Here is a 25,969-nt window from a genome sequence, read left to right on the forward strand (position 1 = left end):
GAACCCGAAAGCCCCGGAAACACGAGCTCCGCCGCCCACGCTTCTCTTTCTTCTATATGCAATTGTCAAAGAACAGAGGGCAGAAACACCCTCACCCCCGCCTTTGCGAGAGCGCGATCCTACGCACCGGACGAACCGTATAGCGAACGGGATCTCATGAGAAAGTGACGGAGGCGCGCGCCAGGGCGGCGTCACCGTCGAGAGGACTTATATGGGAATGCCGAGAGGCTTGTCAATGGCCATATGTGAAGGATTTTAACAGCGGCATGACAGCCCGGGCGACGCCTCGAAACCGGCGGCCGCCCCAGCAGAACGGCCGCGTCACGGGCGCCGTGCGGCGTCAAAAGGCGGCCGTCTGCGGCAGGAGATAGGGTGTGCTTGCCGACGGCGCCACCCCCACCCGCAGCCCGCATTCGAACACTTCCGACAGGAGCGCGTCGCGCATTACCTCTTCCGGCGTGCCGGCAGCCACCTGTCGGCCGCGCTGCATGAGCGCCACCCGGTCGGCAAAGGTCGCGGCCAGGTTGAGATCATGGAGCACGGCGATCACGCCGCCGCCGCTACGGGCGAAGTCGCGCGCTATTCGCATCACAATGAGCTGATGCTTGATGTCGAGGCTGGAGACCGGTTCGTCGAGGAACAGGTGACGCGGCCTGCCGTCCAGCGACGGCGCCCAGACCTGGCACAGAACGCGCGCCAGCTGCACGCGCTGCTGCTGGCCGCCGGAAAGCTCGTGATAGAAGCGGCCGGCGAAGCCGGCGAGATCCACCTTGGCGAGCGCCTTTTCCGGCAGATGCTCCTCCTGCCCGGCCGGCGCGCCGGAACGGCCGCCCAACAGCCCCAGCCGCACCACCTCGCGCACCGTGTAGGGAAAGGAGAGCGTCGCCGCCTGCGGCAGGACAGCCCGCATGGCCGCCGCGTTGGCGGGGTCGATTGTTGAAAGCTCGCGACCGTTCACGAGAATGCTGCCACGATAGGACAGATCCCCCGAAAGCGCCTTGATCAGCGTCGACTTGCCGGAGCCGTTCGGCCCGAGCACGGCCGTCACCCGGCCCGCCGGGGCGGAAAAGTCGACCTCCCGAAGGATATCCTTGCCGGCAATGGCGACACTCAGCTTGCGCACTTCGATCATGGCCGGATCTCCTCACAGGTCGACGATACCGCGCCGGCGCAGGAGCACCCAGAGGAAGAAGGGCGCGCCGAAGACGGCGGTGACGATACCGATGGGTAGTTCCGCGGGGGCGACGATGGTGCGGCTGACCGCATCGGCCAGCAACAGAAGGCTTGCGCCCAGAAGTGCCGAACCGGGCAACAGGAAGCGGTGATCGGGACCGATCACGAGCCGCAGGAGATGCGGCACGACAATACCGACGAAGCCGATGCCGCCCGAGACGGCGACGGCTGCTCCGGTGGCCGCGGCCACCGAGAGAACGGCAAGCACCTTCATGCGCTGGACCGGCACGCCCAGGTGCCGGGCGGAAGCCTCCCCGAGGGCCAGCGCATCGAGCCCGCGGGCCAGAAGGGGCGTAGCAGCCAGCGCGGCGGCAACGATCGGCCCGGCGGTCATGATCTTCGTCCAGGTCGCGCCACCCAGCGAGCCGAGTCCCCAGAAGGTAAGGTCGCGCAGCTGCCGATCGTCCGCCATATAGACGAGAATGCCCGATAGCGCGCCCGACAGGGCTGCAAGCGCGATGCCGGCAAGCAGCATGGTGGCGATCGAGGTCCGGCCGTGCCGGGTGGCTACCTGGTAGAGCAGCAAAGTGGTCACCAGTCCGCCGGCGAAGGCCGCCAGGGGCAAGGCATAGATGCCGAGGAGGGCCACGAACGGGCCGAGCATTGTATTGCCGAGCACAATGACGGCGATGGCGCCCAGCCCTGCCCCCGCGGAGACGCCGACAATACCCGGATCGGCCAGCGGGTTTCGAAACAGACCCTGCATCACGGCACCGGAAACGGCGAGCGCGGCGCCCACGAGAATGCCGAGGGCGATGCGCGGCAGGCGGATATCGTAGATGATCAGGCGGTCGCGCGCCGAAAGCAGCGTCTCCGCGTCCTTGCTGAACCAGCTTTGGAGAACAGAAAGCGCGGAGGCGTCGGACGCACCGGTGGCGATGCTCGCAGCGGCAACCGAAGCGAGCAGAAGCACAAGCAGTATCAGCGCGAGGCGCGCCCGCGCCGAGCGATCACCTTCCGGAGCGCCGGCCATCCGCCGCGACCGGGCCAATTGCACCGGCATCGCGTCAGTTCGACGCTTGCGCGCCGTAGAGCGCGGCGGCCAGATCGCGAACCGCGCCGGCGGTGCGCGGACCGAAACCGAGCAGATAGCTGCCGTCCATGCGCACCACCGCGCCTTCCTGCCCGGCCGGCGTGGCGGCGATCGCCGGATTGTCGAACAGCTCGGCGTTCTCGACATCGAGGTCGCCGCCTCGCTTCATCATCAAGACGACATCCGGCCGCGCCTCGGCCACCGCCTCGTCGGAAAGCTGCTTGTAGCCGGAGAAGGCATCGATCGCGTTGACGCCGCCGGCCATGCGGATGATGCCATGGGCGGCGGTTCCGGTGCCCGAGGCCATGATGCGCCCGCCCTGCATGCCGAGAATGAAGAGCACGCGCTTTCGATCGCGAACATCCTCGGTCAGTTGCTCGGCCGCGGCGATCTCCTTTGAAACGCCCGCGGCCAGTTCCGCCGCCTTCTCCTCCATGTCGAGTGCCGCGCCCACGAAGCGGATCTTGCGCAGGATGCCCTGGCGGTCGTGGCCTTCGGGGACGACCACCATCGGAACGCTCGCCTTCGCCAGCACATCCATCGTTTCCGGCGGCCCGCTGCCCTCCAGGGCCAGGATGGCGCTCGGCGCGACGGACAGCACGCCTTCGGGCGCGAGTTGACGCATATAGCCGATGTCGGGCAGTTCCTCGGCCTCGGGCGGAAAGGTGCTGGTGGAATCGCGCGCCACCAGACGCTCCCCTTCGCCGAGCGCATAGACGATCTCGGTCAGCGAGCCGCCGATGGCGACAAGCCGGGAGGAATCGGCGAAGGCGTCAGGCAGATCCTCCGCCGCCGCGGCGCCATGGGCAAACAGGATCATGGCCGCGGCGAGCCGAAGCAGGCGGCCTGCCTGGCGAGACCGGTCACGAAGCGACAATCGACACCGGCAGCTGCCCGGGCGTTTCGTAAGGTTCCCAATGGTCATGCACACTGCCTTTCCACGGCGCCCGGCTTGGCGCGCTGCGAATTCCATATGATTTCTTGACACTAATATTCATATTAAATACGTAGCGCAATACTGGATGAAAATAGTCAATATTAACACGTCTCGGCAAGAGCCAGCACGCCGGCATTCAGGGCCAGCAAGCAAAGCCGCGGGAACGGGGGTTTTGCATGAAGGGGTCAGTGGCTCGAAATCGGACGGCATTGGTTGCGCAGGTGGCGCTTGTCGCGCTTGTCGCCGCCGGGGACGCGGCAGCTCAGGAAGCCGCTGAGGGCGCGGCGGCGCAGAATGCCGAACAGGAGGGCGCGGCCGGCGCCGCCGTGCGGCAAGGCACGCTTCTCGACCGGATCACCGTCATAAGCCGCACCGGTGAGACGCCGATCGAATCGCTGGCTTCGGTGAGCCGCATCGACGAAGAACAGCTTGAAAGGCGCATGGCGACGACGCCGGGCGACCTCCTGTTCGGCACACCGGGTATCAGCATCTATTCCGACGGGCGCCCGTCCGTCAGCAATGTGAACATTCGCGGGCTGCAGGACGCCGGCCGCGTCGCGGTGATCATCGACGGCGCACGCCAGAACTTTCACAAATCCGGCCACGAAGTGTCGCGGATGTTCTGGCTCGACCCCGCCCTCATCCAAGAAGTCAACGTCCAGCGCGGCCCGAGCGCCAACACCTTCGGCTCCGGTGCCATCGGCGGCGTCGTCTATTTCGACACGAAGGATCCGGACGATTTCCTGCGCGAGGAGGAAACCTACGCGCTCTCCACGACGGCACGCTACGAATCGAACGGCTCCGGCTGGACGACGAGCGCGACGGGCGCCTACCGCTTCACCGACAGCGCCGCCGTTCTCGGCAATATCGTCTGGCGTGACTATGGCGACTACGAGGACGGCGGCGGCAATACGGTCGAGAACTCCAGCTTCGACGTGCTGAGCGGCCATCTCAAGGGCACCTTCAAGCCCACGGAACTGAGCGAGTTGACGCTGGGCTGGACCGGCGCGCGAAACGAATGGTCCACCTCCTCCTCGACCGACAACGAACTGAAGGACAACACCTTCACGGGAGAGTTCACCGTCACCGACGAGGAGGAGAAATGGCTCAACCTCAATGTGAAGGCGGCGCTCAACAGGAGCGACCTGCGCGAAATCGAGGCCGGGGACGTCACCGAATACGATCTTCGCACATCCAGTTTCGACGTGTGGAACACCTCCTATTTCGATACCGGGCATGTCCGGCATGAACTGACCGTCGGTGGAGACTGGGTCCATGACGACTTCACCTCCCACGCGCCTTCCGGCGGCGGCGACCTCTTCAACCCGTCGGGCAAGCGGACGGTCTGGGGCGCCTATGTACAGGACAGGCTCACCTATGACTGGCTGGAAGTGGTCGCCGGGCTCCGGTACGATTCCTTCGAAATGAAGGCGTCGGAGGAAAACACCGGCAGCCGGCTTTCGCCGCGCATCAGCGTCGGGGTCTCGCCCTTCGATCAGGGACCGCTTACGGGTTTGCAGGTCTACGGCTCCTATGCGGAAGGCTACCGCGCGCCGACGACTGCCGAAGCCTTCATCAGCGGCATGCATCCGGTCCCGCCGTTTCCGTTCCTGCCCAATCCGGATCTGAAGCCTGAAACCGGAAAGACCTGGGAAGCCGGCATCAATTACGCCATCGACGATGTCGTGCAGCCCGGCGACTCGTTGAGGCTGAAGGCCGCCTACTTCCACAACGACGTGGACAATTACATCACAGAGGAATACGTCCCGGTCATTCCCGGCACGTCCTGTTCCTTCTCCGCCATCGGCGTGTGCGTGCAGTACCAGAACGCGCTGGCTGCCGAGATCCGTGGTTTCGAGCTCGAGGCCTACTATGATGCAGGCCGCTACTTCGGCGGGCTCAGCATCTCGGCCATCGACGGGCACGAGATCGCCCAGGACGGAACGCGTTCGGAACTTTCGACCATTCCGGCCACCAGCGTCACGGCCGATCTCGGCATGCGTTTCCTGGAGGAGCGGCTGACCATCGGCGGCGAAGTGCAATATAACGATGCGCCGAGGGGGGCGACGTTCGCGGACGACTACACGCTCGTCAATCTCTACGCCAATTACCAGGCGACGGAGAACCTGCGGGTCGATTTCCGCGTCGACAACCTCTTCGACGAGAAATACATCCTGCCGACCGCCGACGTGGCGGGCGGGTCCATCTATCAGCCCGGCGTGACCGTCAAGCTCGGCGCCACGCTTCGCTTCGGCGGCTGAGGTGCTTGGTCCGGCTGTCATCACCGGCAGCCGGACCAAACTTGACCGCACATGAACTTATCCATTCACCCGAACGCCACATCGAGGAACATCATGACGACGAGGCCGACGATCATGCCGACCGTCGATTCCCGGGCGAAGCCGTTCCGGTGTGTCTCGGGAATGATCTCGTGGCTGATGACATAGATCATCGCCCCCGCGGCAAAGCTCAATCCCCAGGGCAGGACGACATGGGAGAGACTGACGGCGTAGGCGCCGGCCAGCCCGGCAATCGGCTCCACCAGGCCCGTCAACCCAGCGATGGCGAACGCATGCGCCTTGGCATAGCCGCTGCCGCGCAGGGCAACAGCGACGGCAAGGCCTTCCGGCATGTTCTGCAGTCCGATGCCGAAGGCGAGTGTGGTGCCGGCGGCAATGTCGCCAGCGCCGAAACCGACGCCGACGGCGAGCCCCTCCGGCGCGTTATGGATGGTGATGGCGATGACGAACAGCCAGATGCGCGCCAGCGCCTCGGATCGCGGTCCGTGCAGCCCTTGAGAAAAATGCTCGTGGGGAACCCATTCGTTGATGGCGGCGATGACGGCCGCGCCGAGCACGGTGCCGCCGACCGCAATCGCCGCCGCCAGCACGTCGCCCCCATATGATTCGCGTGCCGTGTCGATGGCCGGCAGAAGCAGCGAAAAGAACGAAGCCGACAGCATCACCCCCACGGCCAAACCGAGCAGCACGTCGTTGGCACGCCGGGTTACGGCCGTGCCGACCAGGACAGGCAGCGCGCCCACCCCGGTCATCAGGCCGGCAGCCAGGCTTGCGAGAAAACCTGCGGCAACCGGGTTCACGACTCTTTCCTTGCCTGCGCCACGGAACAACCTGCGACGAACCATTTTTGCACGGCGCGCATAGCGGTCCGCGCCGATTGAAATGGATCAATGCGGCGCTGCCGCACCCGTTCCTGCGATCGTGAAAACCGAATTGCCAACCGGATCGGCCATAAGCGCGAGCGGGAATACACCTGTGCGCTTGTGAACAATCGCGCGCACTAGCGGGAAACGAAAACGCTCAAGCCCGAATCGCACTTCATCCGGATATCGGCAGTCCCCGGCTGGCGCAGGTCTAAGAGGAGATTAAGGCGGAATCACTCTACGGCAATAGGGCCGCAAGTGTCGCACGTGTGTCCGGTATGTACCCAGGGTAGATGGTACGGTTGGGTGGATTCGAACCACCGACCTCAGGAGCCACAATCCTGCGCTCTAACCAACTGAGCTACAACCGCACGCGTGGTTCATCTGCCGCGTCATTACGGACAATCGCCGGCTTTTTCAAGAGCCTCGTTCAGAAAGGCTTCGCTCAATTGTGCAGCATTTTTCGGGCGGGCAAAAGAAAAGACCGGGGGGAGGAACCCGGTCTTTTCGTCACGGGGGGCCGGTGGGAGGTTAGGAGGAGCCAGCCCCGTGTGTTCTTGCGAACCGGCTCCATATAGGGCCGGTGGCGCGCTTGCGCAGCGCGACCGTTCGCCTCAGGCGGAAACCTGGTTCAACGCCTTGTCGAAGGCGTCCTTCACAGGCTTCGTCACCTGGGTGGCCGTCTTCTGCGAAAAGGTCTGAAAGTCCTTGGCCTGCTCGGTGGCGAGTTCCATCTGCTTGCGCAGATAGCCGGTCTGCAGCTCCATGACCTCGGTCAGGGACTTGGCCCCCATCAGCGCGTCGAACTGCGCCAGGTTCACCTCAGTGCCGGTACGCACAGCGGCGATCGACTTGCGCACCAGCTCATCGCCGGCATTGCGCGCGCTCTCGAAGGACGCCTCGAACGCCTTGCGCGTATCCTCGGCGCCGGAGCGCATCCGCTCGAAGGTCTCGCGGGTCTGCTCGGCGTTGCGCTCAGCGATCGTACGGAATTGCTCCGCCGCCTTGGCAGCGTCGAAGGTGGGGAATTCGGTCGTTTCCTGCTTTTCGGTGGCCTTGGACATTGCTTAGCTCCTTGCTTTCTGCACCCTTAAAGGGATGGCAGCGTCACATTCATCTGGAAGCCAATATAGCATTCATTTTGTGCATTGCAACATTAATTTTGCAGTGCAGCAAAACAAGGGTCCGGGTTAACCAAGCAGGCAGATTCAACCGCCGCGCACGGGGAGGGTTTGTGGACGTCGGCGAGGCGTGCTCTTATTAACAAGCGGTTAATCCTGCGAGTCCCCATGCGAAGGATGGGTCGGTCCCGATGGCGTCAGCGTATTCGTTCCTCGACATAGCGGTCCTCGACGAGGTGCGCGAGCGGTTTGCGGCGGGCGACGCCCTGGCGGTCCTGGCCGCCGATCTTCAGGAAATCCTGTGGGCGAACGGCACCGGCGCGACATGGCTCGGCTACCCGGACATTGCCGCGGCGATCGGCGGCAGTCCGCGGCTTCCCCCCGTAGCGCTCAGGCAGATCGCGGCAACGCCGGGTTTTCCGGATATCGGCCGCGACAGGCCGATGACACTCAGGATGACCGGGGGATTGAAGAGCCGCATCGTGACACTGCAGGCCAGCGCGATAACGCTGCCGCGCGGCGAGAAGGCGCTGCTGCTTGCCCTCCCCTCCCCCACCTCGGAGGAGGCGGATGTCGGCGCGCGCATCGTCGCCGGCTTCGGCGAGCCCGGCCATTTCGCGGCATTGCTCGATGCCGGGGGGCGCGTAGCGGCCGCTTCCCAGGGGTTCGATTCGTTGGAAGTCGAACCCGAAACGCTGAAGGCGCTGGTGGACGAAGTACGCACGGAGGACGACCGGCTGGTCAAGAAGCGCATCGCCACGCGCCGCCTGCCTGCCGGGATCGCACGGCTGACCGATGATCCCGCCTTGCATCTTCTGGTCGTCGTCGACGACGGGTCCGCCGCCGCGCCGGCGCAGACCGATGCGACGCCCGTCGCCGTGACCCCGCATACGGAACAGACGGACGAAACGGAGACCGGGCAGAAAGAGCAAGAGGACGCGAACGACGGGGCATCACGGGATGAGAGTTCCCCTGCGCCGGCCGCGCGCGAAAGGCCGGCGGCGCCCACCGTGCGCTTCGCCTGGCGCACGGATCAGGACGGGCGCTTTTCGGCACTGTCGGAGGAGTTCGCCGAGGCGATCGGCAAGCCGGCAGCGGACGTGATCGGCCGCAGCTTCCGAGAGGTGTCCACTGCTTTCGGGCTGGATCCCGACGGCGCGATCGGGCGGCTCCTGGAGCGGCGCGACACCTGGTCGGGGCGAACAGTGATGTGGCCGCTGTCCGGCACCGATTTGAAGGTGCCGGTCGACCTGGCGGCGCTGCCGGTCTACGGGCGCGGGCGCGTTTTCGAGGGCTTTCGCGGATTCGGGATCGCCCGGCTCGACGAAGCGCAGCACGACCCGGAGGCAATCGGTACCGTTCTGGTGGAAACGAAGGCGAGCCCGCAGGAGACGCAAGTCGGCCGGTCCGACGAGGACGGCGTCCGGGAAGGCACAGCCATGAACGATACGGCTCCGCATGACGGCGCCCGGCCGGCACCCGAGACTGATCCTTTCCTCGGCGAGACCCCGGCGATCAGCGTTTCGACCAGCCCGGAACGTCGCGCAACGGACAAGGTGATCCGCCTGGCCGAACACCGCGAGGTCGTGCGCGAAAACGGCCTGTCAGCGTCGGAACGCACCGCGTTTCGCGAAATCGGCGAACGGCTGCGGCGGGCCAGCGAGGCCATGGCAGCCCGGGCGGCGGAGGACGGGGCGCGGGAAGACGACGCGCAGGAGGCGCAAACCGTGACGCCGACGGCAGCCGAGGTCACGTCGGAAACCACGCAGGAGGAACCGGCGCCAGACACCGCTGCCGAAGTGCCGCCTGCGGGGGAAACGGCGCTCGATGCACAGGCAGCGACCAGTCTACCACCCGCGGCTAACGTGGTTCCCTCGGCTTTCTTCGAACAGCGCCGGGACCGGCAAAAGGGCGTGGATCCGAGCCCGATCGCCAATCTGCCCCTGCCCGTTCTCATCCATTCGGGTGACCGGCTCCACTATGCCAACGGTGCGTTCTTGAAGCTGACCGGCTATACCGATCTCGCCACACTTGAAGCGGCCGGCGGGCTGGGCACGCTGTTCGGGGAACCGCACACCGAAGAGGATGAGACGGCCCCTGCCCGCTCCCTGCGCCTGCGAACCGCACAGGGCAAGGAGGTGGCAGTCGAAGCGCATCTGCAATCGATCGACTGGGAGGGCGGTAAGGCGCTGATGCTGGCCATGCACACCGTGCCCGACGTCGCCCAGTCGGAGACACGCCTGTCGGAGATGCGTGCCATCATAGACACGGCGACCGACGGCGTTGCCGTCATCGACAATGACGGCACGATCCGCTCCATCAGCCGCCCGGCAGAAGCGCTTTTCGGCTTCGAGGCAGAGCATGTGACCGGCAAGCCCTTCGCCTCGCTCTTCGCTATCGAAAGCCAGCGCACCGTGCAGGACTACCTTACGGCGCTTTCGGACAACGGCGTGGCGAGCGTGCTCAATGACGGCCGCCAGGTGATCGGACGTGAGGCGCAGGGCCGCTTCATTCCGCTCTTCATCACCATCGGCCGCCTGCCCAACGCGAGCGGCTATTGCGCCGTGCTGCGCGACATCACGCACTGGAAACGCGTCGAGGAGGAACTCACCCAGGCGCGCGCCGAGGCCGAGCGCGCCTCCGCGCAGAAAAGCGAGTTCCTCGCCCGCGTCAGCCACGAGATCCGCACGCCGCTGAACGCCATCATCGGCTTTTCCGAACTGATGATCGACGAGCGGTTCGGCCCGATCGGCAATGGCCGGTACAGGGACTATCTGCGCGACATCAAGCGTTCGGGCAATCACGTGCTTGATCTCGTCAACGACCTTCTGGACATTTCCAAGATCGAGGCCGGCCAGCAGGAGATGCAGTACGAGGCGGTCTCTCTCAACGAGTCGCTGGGGCAGGTCGTGGCGATGATGCAGCCGCAGGCCAACAGCGAGCGCGTCATTATCCGCTCCAGCTTCGCATCGCGGCTGCCGGACGTGGTGGCGGACGTGCGCAGCGTGCGGCAGATCGCCCTCAACCTGCTTTCCAATGCCGTGCGCTATACGGCCGCCGGGGGGCAGGTGATCGTCTCCACCGCCTACGATCCCGACGGATCGGTCGTGCTGCGCATCCGCGATACGGGCGTCGGCATGAGTTCGGCGGAGCTCGATGAGGCGCTCAAGCCCTTCAAGCAGATCAACACGCTGCGCCGCAAGCGTGGGGACGGCACCGGCCTCGGCCTGCCCCTCACACGCGCTATGGTGGAGGCCAATCGGGCACAATTCTCCATCACCTCCACCCCCGGCGAGGGAACGTTGGTGGAAGTCACCTTCCCGTCCACGCGCGTGCTGGCCGAGTAGGGCCGACACGGAAGGCCCAGCACGGATGGCAACGCCGCCTGCGGCTCCTCTTCGTGTCAAAGCCCCCTCGGAGGGCGGCGGTGGTGTCGGCGAGGATACGGGCAGCCGCCGCACACGGCCGGCCGATCCTGCGGCTTCAAAACCTAAATGGCTGACATAACTTGACAACTTCAGTTTAGAATAATTCTAAAGTACTGATTTCATTGCGCTTCCCTTGACCCCCTCTCGAATTTCCCTCATTAGAAGGTTTGCGGAACCGCTGTTCTCCGCGTGTTTTCAACCTCCCTGGGACCTTGCCTCCCATCGGTCAGGAGAAGTGATGATGTCCAACATTCAAGCAAAGCTGAAAGCGGGTTTGGCGGCCCTCGCGCTCACCGGTCCGTTCCTGTTGCCGCAGGCCGCACAGGCCGAAGGAACGGTGAACATCTATTCGCAGCGCCAGCCCTTTCTCATCGAGCCGCTCCTCGACGCGTTCACCGAGGAAACCGGCATCGAGACGGAGGTCCTTTTTCTCAAGGACGGTTTGCCCGAGCGCATCGCCGCCGAAGGCGAGAACTCGCCCGCCGACGTGATCCTCACGGTCGACATCGGCCGTCTCGTGGGCGTCGTGGAGGAAGGCGTGACGCAGCCGATCGAAAGCGAAGCCATCAATGCCGGCATTCCCGAGCAGTATCGCGACCCGGAAGGTCACTGGTTCGGCGTCACGACACGTGGCCGGGTGATCTACGCCTCGAAGGACCGCGTCGAGCAGGACACAATCACCTATGAGGAACTGGCCGATCCCAAGTGGGAGGGCAAGATCTGCATGCGCAGCGGCCAGCACATGTACAACATCGCCCTCTTCGCCTCCATGATCGCCCATCACGGCGAAGCGGAAGCGGAAGAGTGGATGAAAGGTCTGAAAACCAACCTCGCACGCAAGCCGAGCGGCAACGACCGCGGCCAGGCCCAGGCCATCTACGCCGGCGAGTGCGACCTTGGTCTCGGAAACACCTATTACGTCGGCAAGATGATGACCAACGACAAGGAGCCGGAGCAGAAGGAATGGGCCGACGCCATCAAGGTCCTCTTTCCGAACAACGACGCTCGCGGCACCCATGTGAACGTCTCCGGCATGGCGCTGGCCAAGCATGCTCCCAACAAGGAGAACGCGGTCAAGCTGATGGAATTCCTGGCCAGCCCCGAGGCGCAGGCCATCTACGCCGAGGTGAACTTCGAATATCCCGTGCGCGAGGATGCCGAAGTCTCCGATCTCGTTGCGAGTTGGGGGGAGATCCACCCGGATGACCTGCCGCTGGCCGAAATCGCCAAGCATCGCAAGGCGGCCTCGGAGATGGTGGACCGGGTCGGCCTCGACGAAGGCCCGGAGAGCTAAGTCGCGCTTACGCCACGTCCAACAAGATGCAAAGCCGGGCCGGGCCTGCCGGTCCGGCTTTTGCCTTTCTCCGGGCTCCCGATGAGCAGCTTCACCCTGAAGGCTCCCCTGCCCCCCAAGAGCACGCGCGCCGGGAAGACGCGCAGGCAACGCCACCCCCTGACCCTGGCGGCGACGGCTCTGGTCGCGACAGTCGTTCTTCTGCCCCTCTGCGCCACCATCCTCATCGCGCTCTCCGGCACGGGCGCCGACTGGCCGCACCTGGCGCGCTACGTTCTGCCGCAATCCGCGGCGACGACCCTTCATCTGCTCGTCATGGTGACAATGGCCACGGCCATCGTCGGCGTGACATGCGCCTGGCTGGTGGTCGCCTACGATTTTCCCTTCCGCCGCACGCTTTCCTGGGCGCTGGTGCTGCCGCTTGCCGTTCCGCCTTATCTGGCGGCCTATGCCTATGCGGAGTTCTTCCACTATGTGGGGCCTGTTCAGTCGGCGCTGCGGGCCCTTTTCGGCTACACGCGGCCAAATGACTACTGGTTTCCCGAAATCCGCACCGTCACGGGTGCGGCCATCGTCATCAGTGCGGTCACGTTCCCCTACGTCTATCTCACCGCGCGCGTCGTCTTCATCATGCAGGGACGCAACGTCGCCGACGTGGCCCGCACGCTCGGCGCCGGGCCGGCCCGGGTGTTCTGGCGCGTGCTCCTGCCAGTGGCGCGCCCCGCCATCATCGCCGGGGTGGCGCTCGTGCTGATGGAGACGGTGAACGATTTCGGCGCGGTGCAGCATCTTGGTGTGGAAACGCTTACACTGGCGATCTATTCCACCTGGCTCAACCGCGGCAGCCTGGAAGGGGCGGCGCAGATCGCCGTCATCATGCTCTTCCTCGTATTCATGCTTTTGACGGGCGAGCAGATGGCGCGGCGCAAGCAGCGTTTCCATTCCGGGCGCGCGAGCCAGATGAAGGCGCGGCCGCCACGCCTGCGGCTTGCGGGATGGCGCGCCGGTGCGGCGTTCCTCGCCGGCCTCCTGCCTGTCCTTGCCGGCTTCGGCATTCCGCTCGCCGTCTTCGGACGTTTCGCGCTGAACCGCCTGGAACAGTTCGGCGAACCGGCCATGACGGAGGCGCTGGCGACAAGTGTCCTAACCGCCCTGGCGACCGCCGTCCTCGCCATCGCCGCCGCCCTCCTGCTGCTCTACACGGCGCGGCTCGTGCGCACGCGCAAGATGGCGCTGCTGGTGCGCATTGCCACCATCGGCTACGCCATGCCCGGCACGATTCTGGCACTTGGCCTGCTCGTCACGCTGGCCCGGTTCGACAATTTCATCGATGCGCTTGCGCGCGAATATGCGGGCTTTTCCACCGGGCTCTTGTTCACCGGATCGGCGACAGCGGTGGTGCTGGCCTGCGCCATCCGGTTCCTGGCCCTGGCGGAAGGCGCGATCCAGGCGGGAATCGAGAAGCTTCCACCCAACCTGGACGAAGCGGCGCGCAGCCTCGGCCGCACGGCACCGGCAAGTGCGGCCACGGTGCTCCTGCCGCTGCTCAATCCGGCGATCCTCACCGCCGGCATTCTCGTCTTCGTGGATACGGTGAAGGAGCTTTCGGCGACGATCGTGTTGCGCCCCTTCGGTTTCAACACGCTCGCCACCTACGTCTACGAGAACGCCTCGCGCGGCGCGGTGGAAGACGGCGCCATGGCCGCGCTCTTGATCATCGTCGTGGCGATCGTGCCGGTGATCCTGCTTTCCGGCCCCTTGATGCGCGACCGGGACGCATAAAAAAAGCGCCCCGGTCGGGGCGCATGGAAGCAGAAAGGGGTGCTGTCAGAACGGGCTTGGCGGAATGTTCGGGGGCCGCCGAAGGCAACCGATCCGTCAAGTTGCCCCCGACTATCAGGGCCAATCCCTAACAGGACCTTACCGCACGGCACCGAATTTTAACTGAGCGCCTAACACCCCGGATTCTCGGTAAATTCGGCGGCAGGCTTTTGTTAACCTTTCAGTTCGGGCAGATCCCGGAAGAGCTCCAGCGCCTCGGGATTGGCCAGCGCCTCCTTGTTCTTCACCTCTCGGCCGTGGACGACGTCGCGCACGGCAAGCTCGGTGATCTTGCCGGACTTGGTGCGCGGGATGTCCGGCACCGAGACGATCTTCGCCGGCACATGGCGCGGGCTGGCGCCGGTTTTGATCTTGTCGCGGATCTTCTTGCTCAGGGCGTCGTCGAGCGAGATGCCCTCGGCCAGCCGGACGAACAGCACCACGCGCACGTCGTCGTCCCATTCCTGGCCGATGCAGATCGATTCCAGGACTTCAGGCAACTGTTCCACCTGGTTGTAGATCTCCGCCGTGCCGATGCGCACGCCGCCGGGATTGAGGGTGGCGTCCGAGCGCCCGTGAATGACGATGCCGCCATGGGACGTCCACTCGGCGAAATCGCCATGGCACCAGACATTGTCGAAGCGGGCGAAATAGGCGGCGCGGTATTTCTCGCCCGTCGGATCGTTCCAGAAACCCACGGGCATCACCGGAAAGGGTCGGGTGCAGACGAGTTCGCCCTTGCCGCTCGGCAGCGGTCGCCCCGCCTCGTCCCAGACATCGACAGCCATACCGAGACCGGGCGCCTGGATCTCGCCTTTCCAGACCGGAAGGGTCGGAACGCCCAGCACGAAGCACGAGACGATGTCCGTGCCGCCGGAGATGGAGGCCAGATGCACATCCTTCTTGATGGCGCGATAGACGAACTCGAAATTCTCCGGCGCCAGCGGCGATCCGGTCGAAGCCAGGGTCTTGAGCGATGCCAGATCGTGGGTTCGGGCGGGCTCCAGATCCGCCTTGCGCACGGCGTCGATGAACTTCGCGGAAGTGCCGAAATGAGTCATACGCTCGGCTTCGGCAAAATTGAAAAGCGCGTTGCCGTCAGGATGGAAGGGCGAGCCGTCGTAGAGCAGCAGCGTGGCGCCGGAGGCGAGGCCGGAGGCCAGCCAATTCCACATCATCCAACCGCAGGTGGTGAAATAGAAGAGGCGGTCGCCGTCCTCGACGCCGGCGTGCAGCCGCTGCTCCTTCACGTGCTGGAGCAGCGCGCCGCCGGCCGAATGGACGATGCACTTCGGGATGCCGGTCGTGCCGGAGGAAAAGAGGATGTAAAGGGGATGCGCGAAGGGCAGGCGTTCGTATTCGGGTTCCCGCGGTGCGAAGGGCGCCAGCGCATCCTCCAGCGCCTCGGCCCGGTCGATGCCACCCGCCGCCTGCCGCGCGGTGCCAAGGTAGTCGACCACCAGGACCTTGCGCACGCTGGGCAGCGCGGCGGTGATCTCCGCCGTCTTTTCCTCCACAGGGAAGGACTTGCCGTTATACCAGTAACCGTCGGGCACGATGAAGATGACCGGCTCGATCTGGCCGAAACGGTCGAGCACGCCGCGCACGCCGAAATCGGGCGAGCAGGACGACCAGATGGCGCCGATCGAGGCTGCCGCCAGCATCGCCGCCACGGTCTCGGGCATGTTCGGCATCATGGCGGCAACGCGGTCGCCGGGCTTCACGCCCTCGGCCCGGAAGAGCTGCTGCAGGCGCGAGACGAGCTCGCGCAGCGCATCCCACGACAGGCGACGCTCGACCTTGTCCTCGCCGCGAAAGACGATCGCGTCACCCGTGCCGCCCTTGCGCAGCATGTTCTCGGTGTAGTTCAGCTTCGCATCGGGGAAGAACGCGGTGCCCGGCATCCTGTCGCCATCGCGCAGGATCTCCTCTCCCCGCTCGCCGATGATGCCGCAGAATTCCCAGACCAGCGACCAGAATGCTGCGCGTTCCTCCACTGACCAGCGATGCAGGGCTGCATAATCGCCAAGCACCCGGCCGGAAACCTGCGCTGCCGCCCGCGCGAACGCGGTAACCGGCGCGGCTTCAACCTTCTCGGCGGACGGTGTCCAAAGCGGCTCCTGTTGCTGCATCGTAATGCTCCTCCTGTATTGAGCGGTTTATGCCTGTGGAGAAATGGATGGGCAAGCGTGCTCGGCTTAACTCGGCCACAAAGGGTTGAAATAAAAGGCGTATGGTTTAAACCGCTTTCGCGGGCGGGCAGCGGCCGAACCGGCCATCGGGCGAGGGACAATGCCGGTTTCTTTGGCAAGACGAAGCTTATGGGCCGTCGGCATCGTGGTGGTGCTGACGATCCTGACAGTGATCGCCCTTCCCCTGATCGCTTCCACGCAGATCGTACGCGACGGCATCGCCTATCAGCTAAGTGCATGGAGCGGCTACCGCGTGCGCCTGGAGGAGACGCCGAACCTGCGCGTTTGGCCGACCTTTCAGGCCGTGCTCAACGATGTGAGTCTGTCGGAATGGGGCAACGGCGATCCGGTGCCGGTTCTCGAGGCGGAACGGGTGGAGGTGGACCTTTCGGCCCTGGCGGCCCTGCAGGGCGAAATCGTCTTTACGAAGATGCGGCTGATCCGTCCGGTCCTGCGCTTGCGCGGAAGGGCGGAGCATCCCAACTTGCCGCCCCCGCAGAACTGGGGACGGATGGCGCGCTCCATTGCCTCGGCACGCGATATCGTTTCCGCTGCGCCCACCGACCCGAACACAGACGCCTTGCCGGCCGACAGCTTTGGCGAGATCGAGTTCGACGATGCACGTATCATCAGGAGGACAGGCGACCGGCATGTGGATATCGTCACCAGCCTGACCGGCGAATTCGAATGGCCGGCACTGAACCGGCAAGCCAGGCTGTCGGCTAACGGCATCTGGAGGGGCGAGACCGTCAATCTGGAGGTCACCAGTGAGCAGCCGCTCCTCCTTCTGGGGGGCGGCAGCACCCCTGTGCGCCTGTCCCTGCAGGCACCGCCGGCAAACGCGTCCTTCCAAGGTGCGGTGAACCTGTCGGGGAACAACTATTTCGACGGGCGACTGACGTTCTCCGCTCCCTCCCTCAATCGTCTGGCGGAATGGACGCATGGCACGTTTTTGCCGGGCGACAGCATCGGCCCTGTGTCGGTCGATGCGCGTGTCACCGGCGGAATGCGCCGGCTGCAGTTGAGCGAGACCACGCTGGGCTTGGGCAGCAGCACGGGCAAAGGTCTGCTGGAAGTGGGCCTGGGAACAAGCGGCCGGCCGAGCATCGCCGGAACGCTCGCTTTCGACACGCTCGACATGCGTGCCCTGGCGAATGCCTTCAGCCCTTTGGCGCCCGAGCCTTCGCCGATACCACCCGCCACCCCGCCAATGGCCGCCAGCGGCTACGACTTCGACCTGCGGCTTTCGGCCGTGAACGCCCCTTTCGGCTCCGCGGCGCTGACCAACCTCGCGGCAGCCGTCAAGGTGAAGGACGGCTTGTCGAGCTTCGACATCTCCGATGCGACCGCCTTCGGCGGCACGATTCAGCTCGGACTCAGGGCCGACCGCAGCGGCCCGAAACAGCTCGTGGAGCTGCGCATGGCGGGCGAGAACATCGACACGGGCAAGCTGTTCGCCACGTTGGGCATGCAGAAGCTGGTGCCGCAGGCACGCAGCACGTTTTCCACCGTCCTGAAGGCGGCCGGCAGCAATGGCGCCGAGTTGGCGAATTCCCTTGGCGGCAGCTTCTCGGCCACGATCGGCGCCGGCAACGTGCCGGGTCTCAGCGTCGAAGGATTGCTTGAGCGCAGCATAGAAGGCGATTTCTTCCCGCTCGAAGCACTGCAGGATGCAACGCTGGCGATCAACAGCGCCGAAATGAAGGCGAGCATCGCGAACGGCGTTGCAGAGATCGAGAAGGCGGAAGCGCTTTCCGGACAGCACCGCATCTCGGTCAACGGTCTCGTGCCGCTGGCCGGTCGCAGTCTCGCCCTTTACGGCACGGTGCGTGCCGCCGACGGCGCCCCTTCATCGACCGAGCCGGCCAATCCCCTGACGTTCTTCGTCGGCGGCTCGTGGGATGCGCCTTTCATTGCCTCCTTTCTGCCGCCCGCCACGGGGTCGGACGCGCGATAGCTTGCCGATACGCGACGAGGGAAGAGAGGTCAGGCCAACTTTTCCGCGCGTCGCTTCAACACGTCCCGCCGCTTGTTGGCGAGCGAGGCGATCACCACCCCGACCGTGACGATCCCGACGAGGACCGTGCTGACGGCGTTGATCTCAGGCGTAACGCCGAGGCGGACCTGGCTGTAGATCTTCATCGGCAACGTCGTCGCGCCCGGACCGGAAGTGAAGCTGGCGATCACCAGATCGTCGAGCGAGAGGGTGAAGGCCAGCATCCAGCCGGCGATCACGGCCGGAAAGATGACCGGCAAGGTCACCTGGAAGAACGCCTTGACCGGTGTCGCGCCGAGATCGAGTGCCGCCTCTTCCAGCGACTGGTCGAAGGACAGGAGGCGCGATTGCACCACGACGGCCACGAAGCACATGGAAAAGGTGATGTGGGCGATAGTCACGGTTGCAAAGCCACGGTCGAAATTGATGGCGACGAACAGAAGCAGCAGCGAAAGTCCGGTGATCACTTCGGGCATGACCAGCGGCGCGAACACCATGCCGGAAAAGAGCAGCCGGCCGCGAAAACGCGTGTATCGGGTCAATGCCACGGCCGCCATGGTGCCGAGCACGGTCGCCACGCTCGCCGAGAGGAGTGCCACGCGCGCCGTCACCCAGGCGGCATCCATGAGCCCGCGGTTGCTGAGCATCGCCGCATACCATTTGGTGGAAAAGCCGGCCCAGACGGTCACCAGCTGCGATTCGTTGAAGGAATAGATGACCAGCAGGACGATGGGCAGATAGAGGAAGGCGAAGCCCAGAACGAGGGCGGTGATGTTGAAACGTCCCCAGGTGCCAGCCATCGCCGCTAGCCCTCCTCCCGCGCTCGTGCCTGAGCGCGCTGGAAATAGACGATCGGCAGGACGAGGATGAGCAACAGGATGATGGCGACGGCCGAGGAGACCGGCCAGTCACGGTTGGAGAAGAACTCGTTCCACAGCGTCTTGCCGATCATCAGTGTCCGCGGACCGCCCAGAAGATCGGGAATCACGAACTCGCCGACCGCCGGAATGAAGACGAGCATGCATCCGGCGACGATGCCGGCGCGCGAGAGCGGAAAGGTGATCTTCCAGAAGGCGGAGAGCGGTGTGCAGCCGAGGTCCTCGGCCGCCTCGATCAGCGAATAATCCATCTTCTCCAGAGAGGCGTAGAGCGGCAGCACCATGAAGGGCAGATAGGAATACACGATGCCGATATAGATCGCGGTCGTGGTGTTGAGGATGATGAGCGGCTCGTCGATGACCCCGAGAAAGAGAAGGAACTGGTTGAGCAGGCCTTCCGGCTTGAGAATGCCGATCCAGGCATAGACGCGGATCAAAAAGCTGGTCCAGAAGGGCAGGATCACCAGCATCAGGAGAATGGGGCGCAGATTCTCCGGCGCGCGCGCCATCCCATAGGCGAGCGGGTAACCCACCAGCAGCGTCAGAAAGGTGGAAACGCCGGCGATGAAGAGGCTGGAAAGATAGGCGTTCACATAAAGCGGATCACCGGCCAGCCAGAGATAGTTTTCAAGCGAAAGTGCGCGCAGGTTCTCCAGGAAACCGGAGATGCCGCTCCCAAGGTCGAAGACCGGTATATAGGGCGGCATGGCAATGGCGGTCTGCGACAGCGATATCTTGAAGACGATGACGAAGGGGACGAGGAAGAAGACGAACAGCCACAGATAGGGCACCGCGATGACGAGACGGCTGCCGATGGAGGAGAGGAGCCGTCTCATCGCGCCTACCGTTTCAAGACCACGCCGGCATCGGCGGCAAAGGCAATCCAGGCGCGGTCGTGCCAGGTGAGCGCGTCGTCGAGGCGGCGCGTGCTGTTGACGGTGCTCGCCTTGACGATCCGGCCATCGTCCAGTTTGACGTTGTAGACGGTCATGTCGCCTAGATAGGCGATGTCCCATATCTCGCCTTCGAGCGCATTGTCCGCCTCCGGTCGGTTCCGCGAAACGCGGACCTTCTCAGGGCGCACGGCAAGCCAGACTGTCTCGCCGGCCGCCGCGCTGCCAGCATCTTCAATCCGGAAGGCAGAGCCATTTCCGTCGTTGATCGCCAGCCGCCCGCCATCCTCGTGCAGCGTGCCCTCGAACATATTGATGCTGCCTACAAAATCGGCCACGAAACGGGAGGTCGGCGCCTCGTAGATCTCCGCCGGGGTTGCGACCTGCAGGACCTGGCCCCTGTCCATCACGGCGATGCGGTCGGCCATGGTCATCGCCTCTTCCTGGTCGTGGGTGACAACGACGAAGGTGAGGCCGAGATCGTGCTGCAGGTCCATCAATTCGAACTGGGTCTCCTCGCGCAGCTTCTTGTCGAGCGCGCCCAGCGGCTCGTCGAGGAGCAGCACCTTCGGCCGCTTGGCGAGCGAACGGGCGAGTGCCACACGCTGGCGCTGACCGCCGGAAAGCTGCTGCGGCTTGCGCTTGGCGAAGCGCTCCAGCTTCACCAGCTTCAGCATCTGGGCGACGCGCTCGGCGATCTGAGCCTTCGGCATCCCGTCCTGCTTCAGCCCGAAGGCGATGTTTGCCTCCACGCTCATATGCGGAAAGAGCGCATAGGACTGGAACATCATGTTGACGGGGCGGCGATAGGGCGGGATGCCCTGCATATCCTGGCCGTCGAGGAGGATGCGGCCGGAACTCGGCTGCTCGAAGCCGCCCAGCATGCGCAGAAGCGTGGTCTTGCCGCAGCCCGACGCGCCGAGGAGCGCGAAGAACTCGCGCTCATAAATGGTGAGCGAAAGGGTGTCGACGGCGGTGAAATCGCCGAAGCGTTTGGTGACGCCGTCAAAGTGGATATAAGGCTGCGCGGATGGATCGGCCCACGGGGCGAAGCTCCTGCGCGTGCTGCCAAGGGATGTCATTCCCGCTCCGCGTCCCCGTATCGTGGCGGCTTGGGCCCGCGGTGGAGCGGGCCCCGGCCGTTTGCCGCTACTGCCCCGTGACGACCCTGGTCCAAAGCCGCGTCACCAGACGCTGGGTGCGCGGATCGTAAGGCGTGGTGGTGTAGAGTTTTTCGAGGCTCTCGGCATCGGGGTAGACGGCAGGGTCTTCGACAACCTCCGGATCCAGCAGTTCCTGCGAGGCCTCGTTGCCGTTGGCGTAATAGACATAGTTCGACGCCTTGGCGATCACCTCCGGCCGCATGATGTAGTTGATGAACTCATGCGCTTCTTCCGGATGCGGCGCATCAGCGGGGATGGCCATCTGGTCGAACCACATCTGCGCGCCTTCCTTGGGAATGGAATAGGCGATCTCCACGCCCTGGCCGGCCTCGGCGGCGCGGTCGCGGGCCTGGAAAACGTCGCCCGACCAGCCCACAGCCAGGCAGATGTCGCCATTGGCAAGGGCGTTGATATATTCGGAGGAGTGGAACTTGCGGATATAGGGGCGGACGGACAGCCAAAGCTCCTCCGCCTTCTCCAGGTCCTCCGGATCGCGGGAATCGGGATCAAGACCGAGATGGTGCAGCGCCGCGCGCACCGTCTCGGCCGGCGCATCGAGCACATGGACGCCGCAATCGGCCAGCTTCGAGAGCTTCTCGGGATCGAAGACCACGTCCCACGAATCGATCTTGTCGATGCCGAGCGCTTCCTGCACGTCGGCGACATTGTAGCCGATGCCCGTGGTGCCCCACATGTAGTTGACCGAGTAGGCGTTGCCGGGGTCGTAGACCTCCGTGCGCTCCGCGATCATGTCCCACATGTTGTCGATGTTCGGCAGCTTGGACTTGTCCAGTTCCTGGAAGACGCCGGCCTGGATCTGCCGCCCCAGAAACTCGCCCGAGGGGACGACCACGTCGTAACCGGTGCCGCCGGCCAGCAGCTTGGTCTCGAGGATCTCGTTGGAATCGAACACGTCATAGACGACATCGATGCCGGTCTCGGCCGTGAAATCCGCCAGGATCGATTCGTCGATATAGTCGGACCAGTTATAGACGTGCACGACACGATCCTGGGCCAGCGCCCCTGTCGCGAGCATCGCCGTCGCCACGGAGGCGGCGGAGAGCAGAGCGGCTCTTTTCATCATGAACGGACTCCCATTTTTTCGGCTTCTATCGGCCTGCCTTCCCGCCCGGGTCGACCGGCTTTTGGCTTAAAGCCTATTTTCGTTTTCGCAGTGCGACAAGAAGGAATTTTCCTCCGGCATCACAGATATGTGGTGCGCTCCAGAGGCGTGATCTCGCTCCAGAAGGCAACGATTTCGGCGCGCTTCAGGTCGCGGTAGACCTTGGCCAGCAACGGGCCCAGCGCGCGGTCGACGAAGCGCGAGCGCATGGTGAGCTGCAGCGCGTCGTCCATGTCGTCGGGCAGTTCGGGACCGTCGGCGTCGTAGGCGTTCCCCTCGACCGGCGGCGGCGCCTTGGCGCCGCTTTCCATTCCTTCCACCATGGCTTGGAGGATGGCGCTCATGACGAGGTAGGGGTTGGCGTCGGCGCCGGCGATGCGATGCTCGACACGGCGGTTCTCTTCCGAGGAAACGGGAATGCGCACCGCCACGGAGCGGTTGTTCTCCGCCCACACAGCGCGCGTCGGCGCGTAGGAGCCCGGCGTGATGCGGCGGAAGCCGTTCCAGGTGTTGATGAACAGGAGCAGCGATTCCGGCATGGTGGTGAGCAGGCCGGCAACCGCCGATTCCAGGCGCCTGCGGCCGCCCTCGCCGGCAAAGATGTTCCTGCCGTCGGAGTCGCACATGGAGGCGTGCACATGCATGCCATTGCCCGCATATTCGATGAAGGGCTTGGCCATGAAGGTGGCGGTGAGCCCGTGCGCACGGGCACAGCCCATTACGATGCGGCGCAGCAGGATGACATTGTCGGCCGCGCGCAGCGGGTCGTCCCGGTGGCGCAGATTGACTTCGAACTGGCCGGGTGCCGCCTCCTTGATGATGGTGTCGATCGGCAGGTTCTGCGCATCCGCCGCATCGCGGATCATGTCGAAGAGCGCGGCGTGCTCGGCAAGATCATCGAGGCCGTACATGCGCAGCCGGTCCGGGCCGGCGACCGCGCCCACCGGGGCAGGCATGCCGTCGTCCCAGTCGGTCTCCGGATCGAGGAGGTAGAATTCCAGCTCGAAGGCGACCGTGGGATAGTAGCCCTTGGCGTTGATCTCGGCCACCTTGTGCTTCAGCACCTGCCGGCCATCGGCCATGAAGGGTTCGCCCTCGGGCGTGAAGGTCTGCAGGAGCACCTGCGCGGTCTTGCGCTTGGCCCAGGGCACGATGGCGAGGGAACCGCGCGTGGCGCGGCAATAGCCGTCGCGGTCACCCGACTCGATGTGCAGACCCGTCTCGGCGACCTCGCGGCCCCAGACGTCGAGCCCGTGCAGCGACAGTGGGAAATTCACTCCCTCCTGATAGGCTTTGTTCAATCCGTCGCCCGGTCCCCACTTGCCGCGGATGACGCCGTTTGGGTCGACGAGCAGAAACTCCACCGCCTCCAGATCGGGGTGTTCGGCGACGAAGGCTTCGTATTCGGCTTTATGATCGGGGGAAAGGAATCCGCTATCGTGAAGCGGACCAGCGGTGGCAGCGGATTCGTCCGCCGCGGTTTTGGCTTTCCGCGATGTCCGCCCTCCCGCGGACCCGCTCTTTACACTATGCAAGACACGCCTTTGCGCTGTTGTCGTTGCCAGAAGCCTGCGCCGGGGCCCCTTAGCTTGTCAATGGGGGATGCTCGGCTTCAACCCGTGATACGGAAATCCGGCGGTGCCTCGGCGGGATCGGCGGACTGGCTCGTCACCTGCGAGACCCGCGCCGCGCTCGGCCCCTCGCGCAGCCGCTCCAGCATCGCGTCCACGGCCGGCTCCGCGCCCTTGATAAGTGCGCTCACCGTGCCGTCCGGCTCGTTGCGAACCCAGCCCGAAAGCCCCAGCGCCTCGGCTTCGCGCAACGTCCAATAGCGAAAGCTGACGCCCTGGACACGGCCGGACACACGCACCCGCAAAGCCTTCACGTCATTGCTCATCGCCTCACCTCTTCACAGTGATTTTAGCACCATGGCCGGGGTTGAAAGCAATCGGCGCACCAAGATCAGTCGGTATAGGCCCTTTCTGAATTCGTTGTTCGCCTTCCAGGTTGAGATGCAGTCTATTGCCCCGCGTACCGCGCAACGCGAAGCGGGACGACAGTCACTGAAAATCGAAGGCGCTCAGTCCCGTTACCATTTCATCGAGACCCAGCGGGCGCGTGACCGGCGGTTCGGCGCGGGCCAGACAGCCCGGACGCTCGCACAGCCGGCAGGCAGGGCCGATGGGCAACGGGTCGTCCACCGCGCGGGCGGAAAGGGCATCGGCGTAGACGAGCCGGTCCTTGTGCGCCAGATCGCAGGCCAGGAGAAGCGCGGTGCGGCGCGGGCGTTCGTCAAAGGCGGCCTGCGGGCCTTCCACCGTGCGCGCCAGGGTCAGAAAGGCATCGCCATCGGGCATCGTGACCGCCTCCACCAGAACCCGCCCGGGCTCTGCAAAAGCGGCATGAACGGCAAGCTTGGGGCAGGCGCCGCCGAAGCGGCTCGCGGGAAAGCCCTCAGCGCCAGCGCGACGCAGTCGGTTTCCGGCATTGTCCACCTCCAGAAGAAAGAAGGGCACGGCCGATGCTCCCTCACGCGCCAGGGTGACGAGCCGGCCTGCCGCCTGCTCGAAGGAAACCCGGAAACGCGCGGCCAACACGCCGATATCATAGCGCGCGCGTTCAGCAGCGGCCAGGAAGGCTTGATAGGGCATCATCAGCGCCTGGGCGGCGTAGCGGCCCAGCTCGAAGCGGGCGAGCCGCCGCGCCTCGTTGGAGGCGAGTTTCAGCGTCTCGATTTCGGCCGCGATCGCCACTTGCATGCGCATCAGGCACGCCTCCATGGCGATCTCGCGCAACCGGTCGGGTTCTGCCAAACGTTCGGAGACGAACAGGCGCTGCGAATGGCGGTCGTAGCGGCGGCGCCAGTTGGGCATGGTGGCGGCCGGCAGAACGCGCACGGCGATACCGTGTTCGCGTTTGAGCCACGCCTTCAGCGCGCCGGCAAGATCCTCGCCCGGCTCGAGCAGGCGGTGGAAGGCCTCCGCCTCCGCCTCGAGGGCAGGAAAATGGTACGGATGCCGCTCGAAGGTCTCGCGTACCTCGTCCAGCGGCAGACGCGCGGCGGAAATGGCAGTCGCACGCCCTTCCCGCGCCAGCATCTCCGAAAGGTCCGACAGTCGCGCCGCCTGCTCGCGATAGGCGCGGTAGAGCTTGACGAGCGCCGCCGCTGCATTGGGCGCCGCTTCGGCCATTTCCACCAATTCATGTTCGCCCGGCAGCTCGCCGGCAAGCAGCGGGTCAGAAAAGACTTCCTTCAATGCGGTGATCGACGCGCCGGCTTCGCCGTGGAGTTCCTCCGGATCCACCCGGTAAACCGAGGCGAGCTTGAGGATAAGCTGGACCGTGAGCGGCCGCTGGTTGCGCTCTATGAGGTTGAGATAAGACGGCGATATGCCGAGGGCCTGGGCCATGGCCGTCTGGGTAAGCGCCTTGGCATTGCGGATGCGCCTGATGCGCGGGCCAGCAAAGATCTTCTGCGATGCCATCGAATCTCTCTTTACAGTTCTTTACAGCACCGATGGAGCCGTCGGCAATTCCTGTTTTACTAAGTTTACAAAATTACTCCGTTGGCTGTGAAGAGCAATACAGATCCACCTTATTCCACTCCGTCCATACCGCAATCCTCGTGATTTTCGGTGCAGTGCAGCGTAAATCCTGTCACAGGAAACGGCTGCGGGGATGAGCCGCCGTTCCG

18 protein-coding genes and 1 tRNA gene are annotated in these 25,969 nt (G+C 64.7%); 5 read left to right on the forward strand and 14 right to left on the reverse strand.

The genetic code is table 11. The features are described 5' to 3' along the window. Nucleotides 1-340: 340 nt before the first annotated feature. Genes ACFP9U_RS08555 through ACFP9U_RS08565 form a run of 3 tightly spaced genes read right to left on the reverse strand, consistent with a single transcriptional unit; the run spans nucleotide 341 to nucleotide 3,086 of the window. Nucleotides 341-1,132 (reverse strand): heme ABC transporter ATP-binding protein, encoded by a 792-nt coding sequence (locus ACFP9U_RS08555; protein ID WP_378620592.1) that lies wholly within the window; start codon nucleotides 1,130-1,132, stop codon nucleotides 341-343. Between the two features lie 12 nt (nucleotides 1,133-1,144). Further along, nucleotides 1,145-2,236 (reverse strand): FecCD family ABC transporter permease, encoded by a 1,092-nt coding sequence (locus ACFP9U_RS08560; protein WP_378620594.1) that lies wholly within the window; start codon nucleotides 2,234-2,236, stop codon nucleotides 1,145-1,147. Between the two features lie 4 nt (nucleotides 2,237-2,240). After that, a complete protein-coding gene (locus ACFP9U_RS08565; protein WP_378620643.1) occupies nucleotides 2,241-3,086 on the reverse strand; it encodes a heme/hemin ABC transporter substrate-binding protein in 846 nt (281 codons plus the stop codon). 293 nt (nucleotides 3,087-3,379) lie between these two features. On the opposite strand from ACFP9U_RS08565, the gene ACFP9U_RS08570 reads away from it, so the two are divergent. Next, nucleotides 3,380-5,464 carry a TonB-dependent receptor domain-containing protein gene (locus ACFP9U_RS08570; RefSeq protein ID WP_378620595.1) on the forward strand — a complete coding sequence of 695 codons (2,085 nt, stop codon included), beginning with the start codon at nucleotides 3,380-3,382 and terminating at the stop codon, nucleotides 5,462-5,464. 65 nt (nucleotides 5,465-5,529) lie between these two features. Here the strand turns inward: ACFP9U_RS08570 and ACFP9U_RS08575 are convergent, their stop codons facing one another. The 3 genes from ACFP9U_RS08575 to ACFP9U_RS08585 all read right to left on the reverse strand — a co-directional run bounded on the left by ACFP9U_RS08575 (nucleotide 5,530) and on the right by ACFP9U_RS08585 (nucleotide 7,430). After that, nucleotides 5,530-6,303, reverse strand: a complete 774-nt coding sequence (locus tag ACFP9U_RS08575; RefSeq protein ID WP_378620597.1) for a ZIP family metal transporter — start codon at nucleotides 6,301-6,303, stop codon at nucleotides 5,530-5,532. Nucleotides 6,304-6,660: 357 nt separating this feature from the next. Continuing rightward, nucleotides 6,661-6,737: transfer RNA gene (locus tag ACFP9U_RS08580), tRNA-His, on the reverse strand. A gap of 243 nt (nucleotides 6,738-6,980) precedes the next feature. Next, a complete protein-coding gene (locus ACFP9U_RS08585; protein WP_378620598.1) occupies nucleotides 6,981-7,430 on the reverse strand; it encodes a phasin in 450 nt (149 codons plus the stop codon). 248 nt (nucleotides 7,431-7,678) lie between these two features. Between ACFP9U_RS08585 and ACFP9U_RS08590 the strand changes: the two genes are divergently transcribed. The 3 genes from ACFP9U_RS08590 (at nucleotide 7,679) to ACFP9U_RS08600 (ending at nucleotide 13,991) form a co-directional block, all read left to right on the forward strand. Next, nucleotides 7,679-10,834, forward strand: coding sequence for a PAS domain S-box protein (locus ACFP9U_RS08590; RefSeq protein ID WP_378620601.1), 3,156 nt, complete (start codon nucleotides 7,679-7,681; stop codon nucleotides 10,832-10,834). A gap of 322 nt (nucleotides 10,835-11,156) precedes the next feature. Continuing rightward, nucleotides 11,157-12,209 (forward strand): Fe(3+) ABC transporter substrate-binding protein, encoded by a 1,053-nt coding sequence (locus tag ACFP9U_RS08595; protein WP_378620603.1) that lies wholly within the window; start codon nucleotides 11,157-11,159, stop codon nucleotides 12,207-12,209. Nucleotides 12,210-12,290: 81 nt separating this feature from the next. Next, nucleotides 12,291-13,991 (forward strand): ABC transporter permease, encoded by a 1,701-nt coding sequence (locus tag ACFP9U_RS08600; protein ID WP_378620605.1) that lies wholly within the window; start codon nucleotides 12,291-12,293, stop codon nucleotides 13,989-13,991. Between the two features lie 212 nt (nucleotides 13,992-14,203). Here ACFP9U_RS08600 and ACFP9U_RS08605 read toward each other — a convergent pair whose 3' ends face one another. Then, on the reverse strand, nucleotides 14,204-16,162 hold the full coding sequence (locus ACFP9U_RS08605; RefSeq protein WP_378620607.1) for an acetoacetate--CoA ligase: 1,959 nt from the start codon (nucleotides 16,160-16,162) through the stop codon (nucleotides 14,204-14,206). A 160-nt stretch (nucleotides 16,163-16,322) separates the two neighbouring features. Here ACFP9U_RS08605 and ACFP9U_RS08610 point away from each other — a divergent pair, with 160 nt between their 5' ends. Next, entirely contained in the window at nucleotides 16,323-18,179 is a 1,857-nt protein-coding gene (locus ACFP9U_RS08610) for an AsmA family protein (RefSeq protein ID WP_378620608.1), read from the forward strand. A gap of 29 nt (nucleotides 18,180-18,208) precedes the next feature. Here ACFP9U_RS08610 and ACFP9U_RS08615 read toward each other — a convergent pair whose 3' ends face one another. From ACFP9U_RS08615 to ACFP9U_RS08645, 7 genes are all read right to left on the reverse strand, one after another. Beyond that, nucleotides 18,209-19,018 (reverse strand): ABC transporter permease, encoded by an 810-nt coding sequence (locus ACFP9U_RS08615; protein WP_378620610.1) that lies wholly within the window; start codon nucleotides 19,016-19,018, stop codon nucleotides 18,209-18,211. A 5-nt stretch (nucleotides 19,019-19,023) separates the two neighbouring features. Next, on the reverse strand, nucleotides 19,024-19,932 hold the full coding sequence (locus tag ACFP9U_RS08620; protein WP_378620611.1) for an ABC transporter permease subunit: 909 nt from the start codon (nucleotides 19,930-19,932) through the stop codon (nucleotides 19,024-19,026). A 5-nt stretch (nucleotides 19,933-19,937) separates the two neighbouring features. Then, complete coding sequence (locus tag ACFP9U_RS08625) at nucleotides 19,938-21,071, reverse strand: ABC transporter ATP-binding protein (protein WP_378620613.1); 1,134 nt, start codon at nucleotides 21,069-21,071, stop codon at nucleotides 19,938-19,940. 67 nt (nucleotides 21,072-21,138) lie between these two features. Continuing rightward, nucleotides 21,139-22,236, reverse strand: coding sequence for a polyamine ABC transporter substrate-binding protein (locus ACFP9U_RS08630; RefSeq protein WP_378620614.1), 1,098 nt, complete (start codon nucleotides 22,234-22,236; stop codon nucleotides 21,139-21,141). A 119-nt stretch (nucleotides 22,237-22,355) separates the two neighbouring features. Then, complete coding sequence (locus tag ACFP9U_RS08635) at nucleotides 22,356-23,639, reverse strand: glutamine synthetase family protein (RefSeq protein WP_378620616.1); 1,284 nt, start codon at nucleotides 23,637-23,639, stop codon at nucleotides 22,356-22,358. A gap of 248 nt (nucleotides 23,640-23,887) precedes the next feature. After that, nucleotides 23,888-24,172: an acylphosphatase gene (locus ACFP9U_RS08640; protein ID WP_378620619.1), complete on the reverse strand. Its 285-nt coding sequence runs from the start codon at nucleotides 24,170-24,172 to the stop codon at nucleotides 23,888-23,890. A 163-nt stretch (nucleotides 24,173-24,335) separates the two neighbouring features. Next, nucleotides 24,336-25,760, reverse strand: a complete 1,425-nt coding sequence (locus tag ACFP9U_RS08645; RefSeq protein ID WP_378620621.1) for a helix-turn-helix domain-containing protein — start codon at nucleotides 25,758-25,760, stop codon at nucleotides 24,336-24,338. Between the last annotated feature and the right edge of the window lie 209 nt (nucleotides 25,761-25,969).

This window comes from Nitratireductor sp. GCM10026969, assembly GCF_042660605.1.
Classification (GTDB): Bacteria; Pseudomonadota; Alphaproteobacteria; order Rhizobiales; family Rhizobiaceae; genus Chelativorans.

Excerpts from the sequence above, each read along its gene's own strand:
- ACFP9U_RS08555 (WP_378620592.1), bottom strand. The coding sequence starts at position 1,132 with ATGATCGAAGTGCGCAAGCTGAGTGTCGCCATTGCCGGCAAGGATATC.
- ACFP9U_RS08560 (WP_378620594.1), bottom strand. The coding sequence starts at position 2,236 with ATGCCGGTGCAATTGGCCCGGTCGCGGCGGATGGCCGGCGCTCCGGAA.
- ACFP9U_RS08565 (WP_378620643.1), bottom strand. The coding sequence starts at position 3,086 with ATGATCCTGTTTGCCCATGGCGCCGCGGCGGCGGAGGATCTGCCTGAC.
- ACFP9U_RS08570 (WP_378620595.1), top strand. The coding sequence starts at position 3,380 with ATGAAGGGGTCAGTGGCTCGAAATCGGACGGCATTGGTTGCGCAGGTG.
- ACFP9U_RS08585 (WP_378620598.1), bottom strand. The coding sequence starts at position 7,430 with ATGTCCAAGGCCACCGAAAAGCAGGAAACGACCGAATTCCCCACCTTC.
- ACFP9U_RS08590 (WP_378620601.1), top strand. The coding sequence starts at position 7,679 with ATGGCGTCAGCGTATTCGTTCCTCGACATAGCGGTCCTCGACGAGGTG.
- ACFP9U_RS08595 (WP_378620603.1), top strand. The coding sequence starts at position 11,157 with ATGTCCAACATTCAAGCAAAGCTGAAAGCGGGTTTGGCGGCCCTCGCG.
- ACFP9U_RS08600 (WP_378620605.1), top strand. The coding sequence starts at position 12,291 with ATGAGCAGCTTCACCCTGAAGGCTCCCCTGCCCCCCAAGAGCACGCGC.
- ACFP9U_RS08605 (WP_378620607.1), bottom strand. The coding sequence starts at position 16,162 with ATGCAGCAACAGGAGCCGCTTTGGACACCGTCCGCCGAGAAGGTTGAA.
- ACFP9U_RS08610 (WP_378620608.1), top strand. The coding sequence starts at position 16,323 with ATGCCGGTTTCTTTGGCAAGACGAAGCTTATGGGCCGTCGGCATCGTG.
- ACFP9U_RS08615 (WP_378620610.1), bottom strand. The coding sequence starts at position 19,018 with ATGGCTGGCACCTGGGGACGTTTCAACATCACCGCCCTCGTTCTGGGC.
- ACFP9U_RS08620 (WP_378620611.1), bottom strand. The coding sequence starts at position 19,932 with ATGAGACGGCTCCTCTCCTCCATCGGCAGCCGTCTCGTCATCGCGGTG.
- ACFP9U_RS08625 (WP_378620613.1), bottom strand. The coding sequence starts at position 21,071 with ATGACATCCCTTGGCAGCACGCGCAGGAGCTTCGCCCCGTGGGCCGAT.
- ACFP9U_RS08630 (WP_378620614.1), bottom strand. The coding sequence starts at position 22,236 with ATGATGAAAAGAGCCGCTCTGCTCTCCGCCGCCTCCGTGGCGACGGCG.
- ACFP9U_RS08640 (WP_378620619.1), bottom strand. The coding sequence starts at position 24,172 with ATGAGCAATGACGTGAAGGCTTTGCGGGTGCGTGTGTCCGGCCGTGTC.
- ACFP9U_RS08645 (WP_378620621.1), bottom strand. The coding sequence starts at position 25,760 with ATGGCATCGCAGAAGATCTTTGCTGGCCCGCGCATCAGGCGCATCCGC.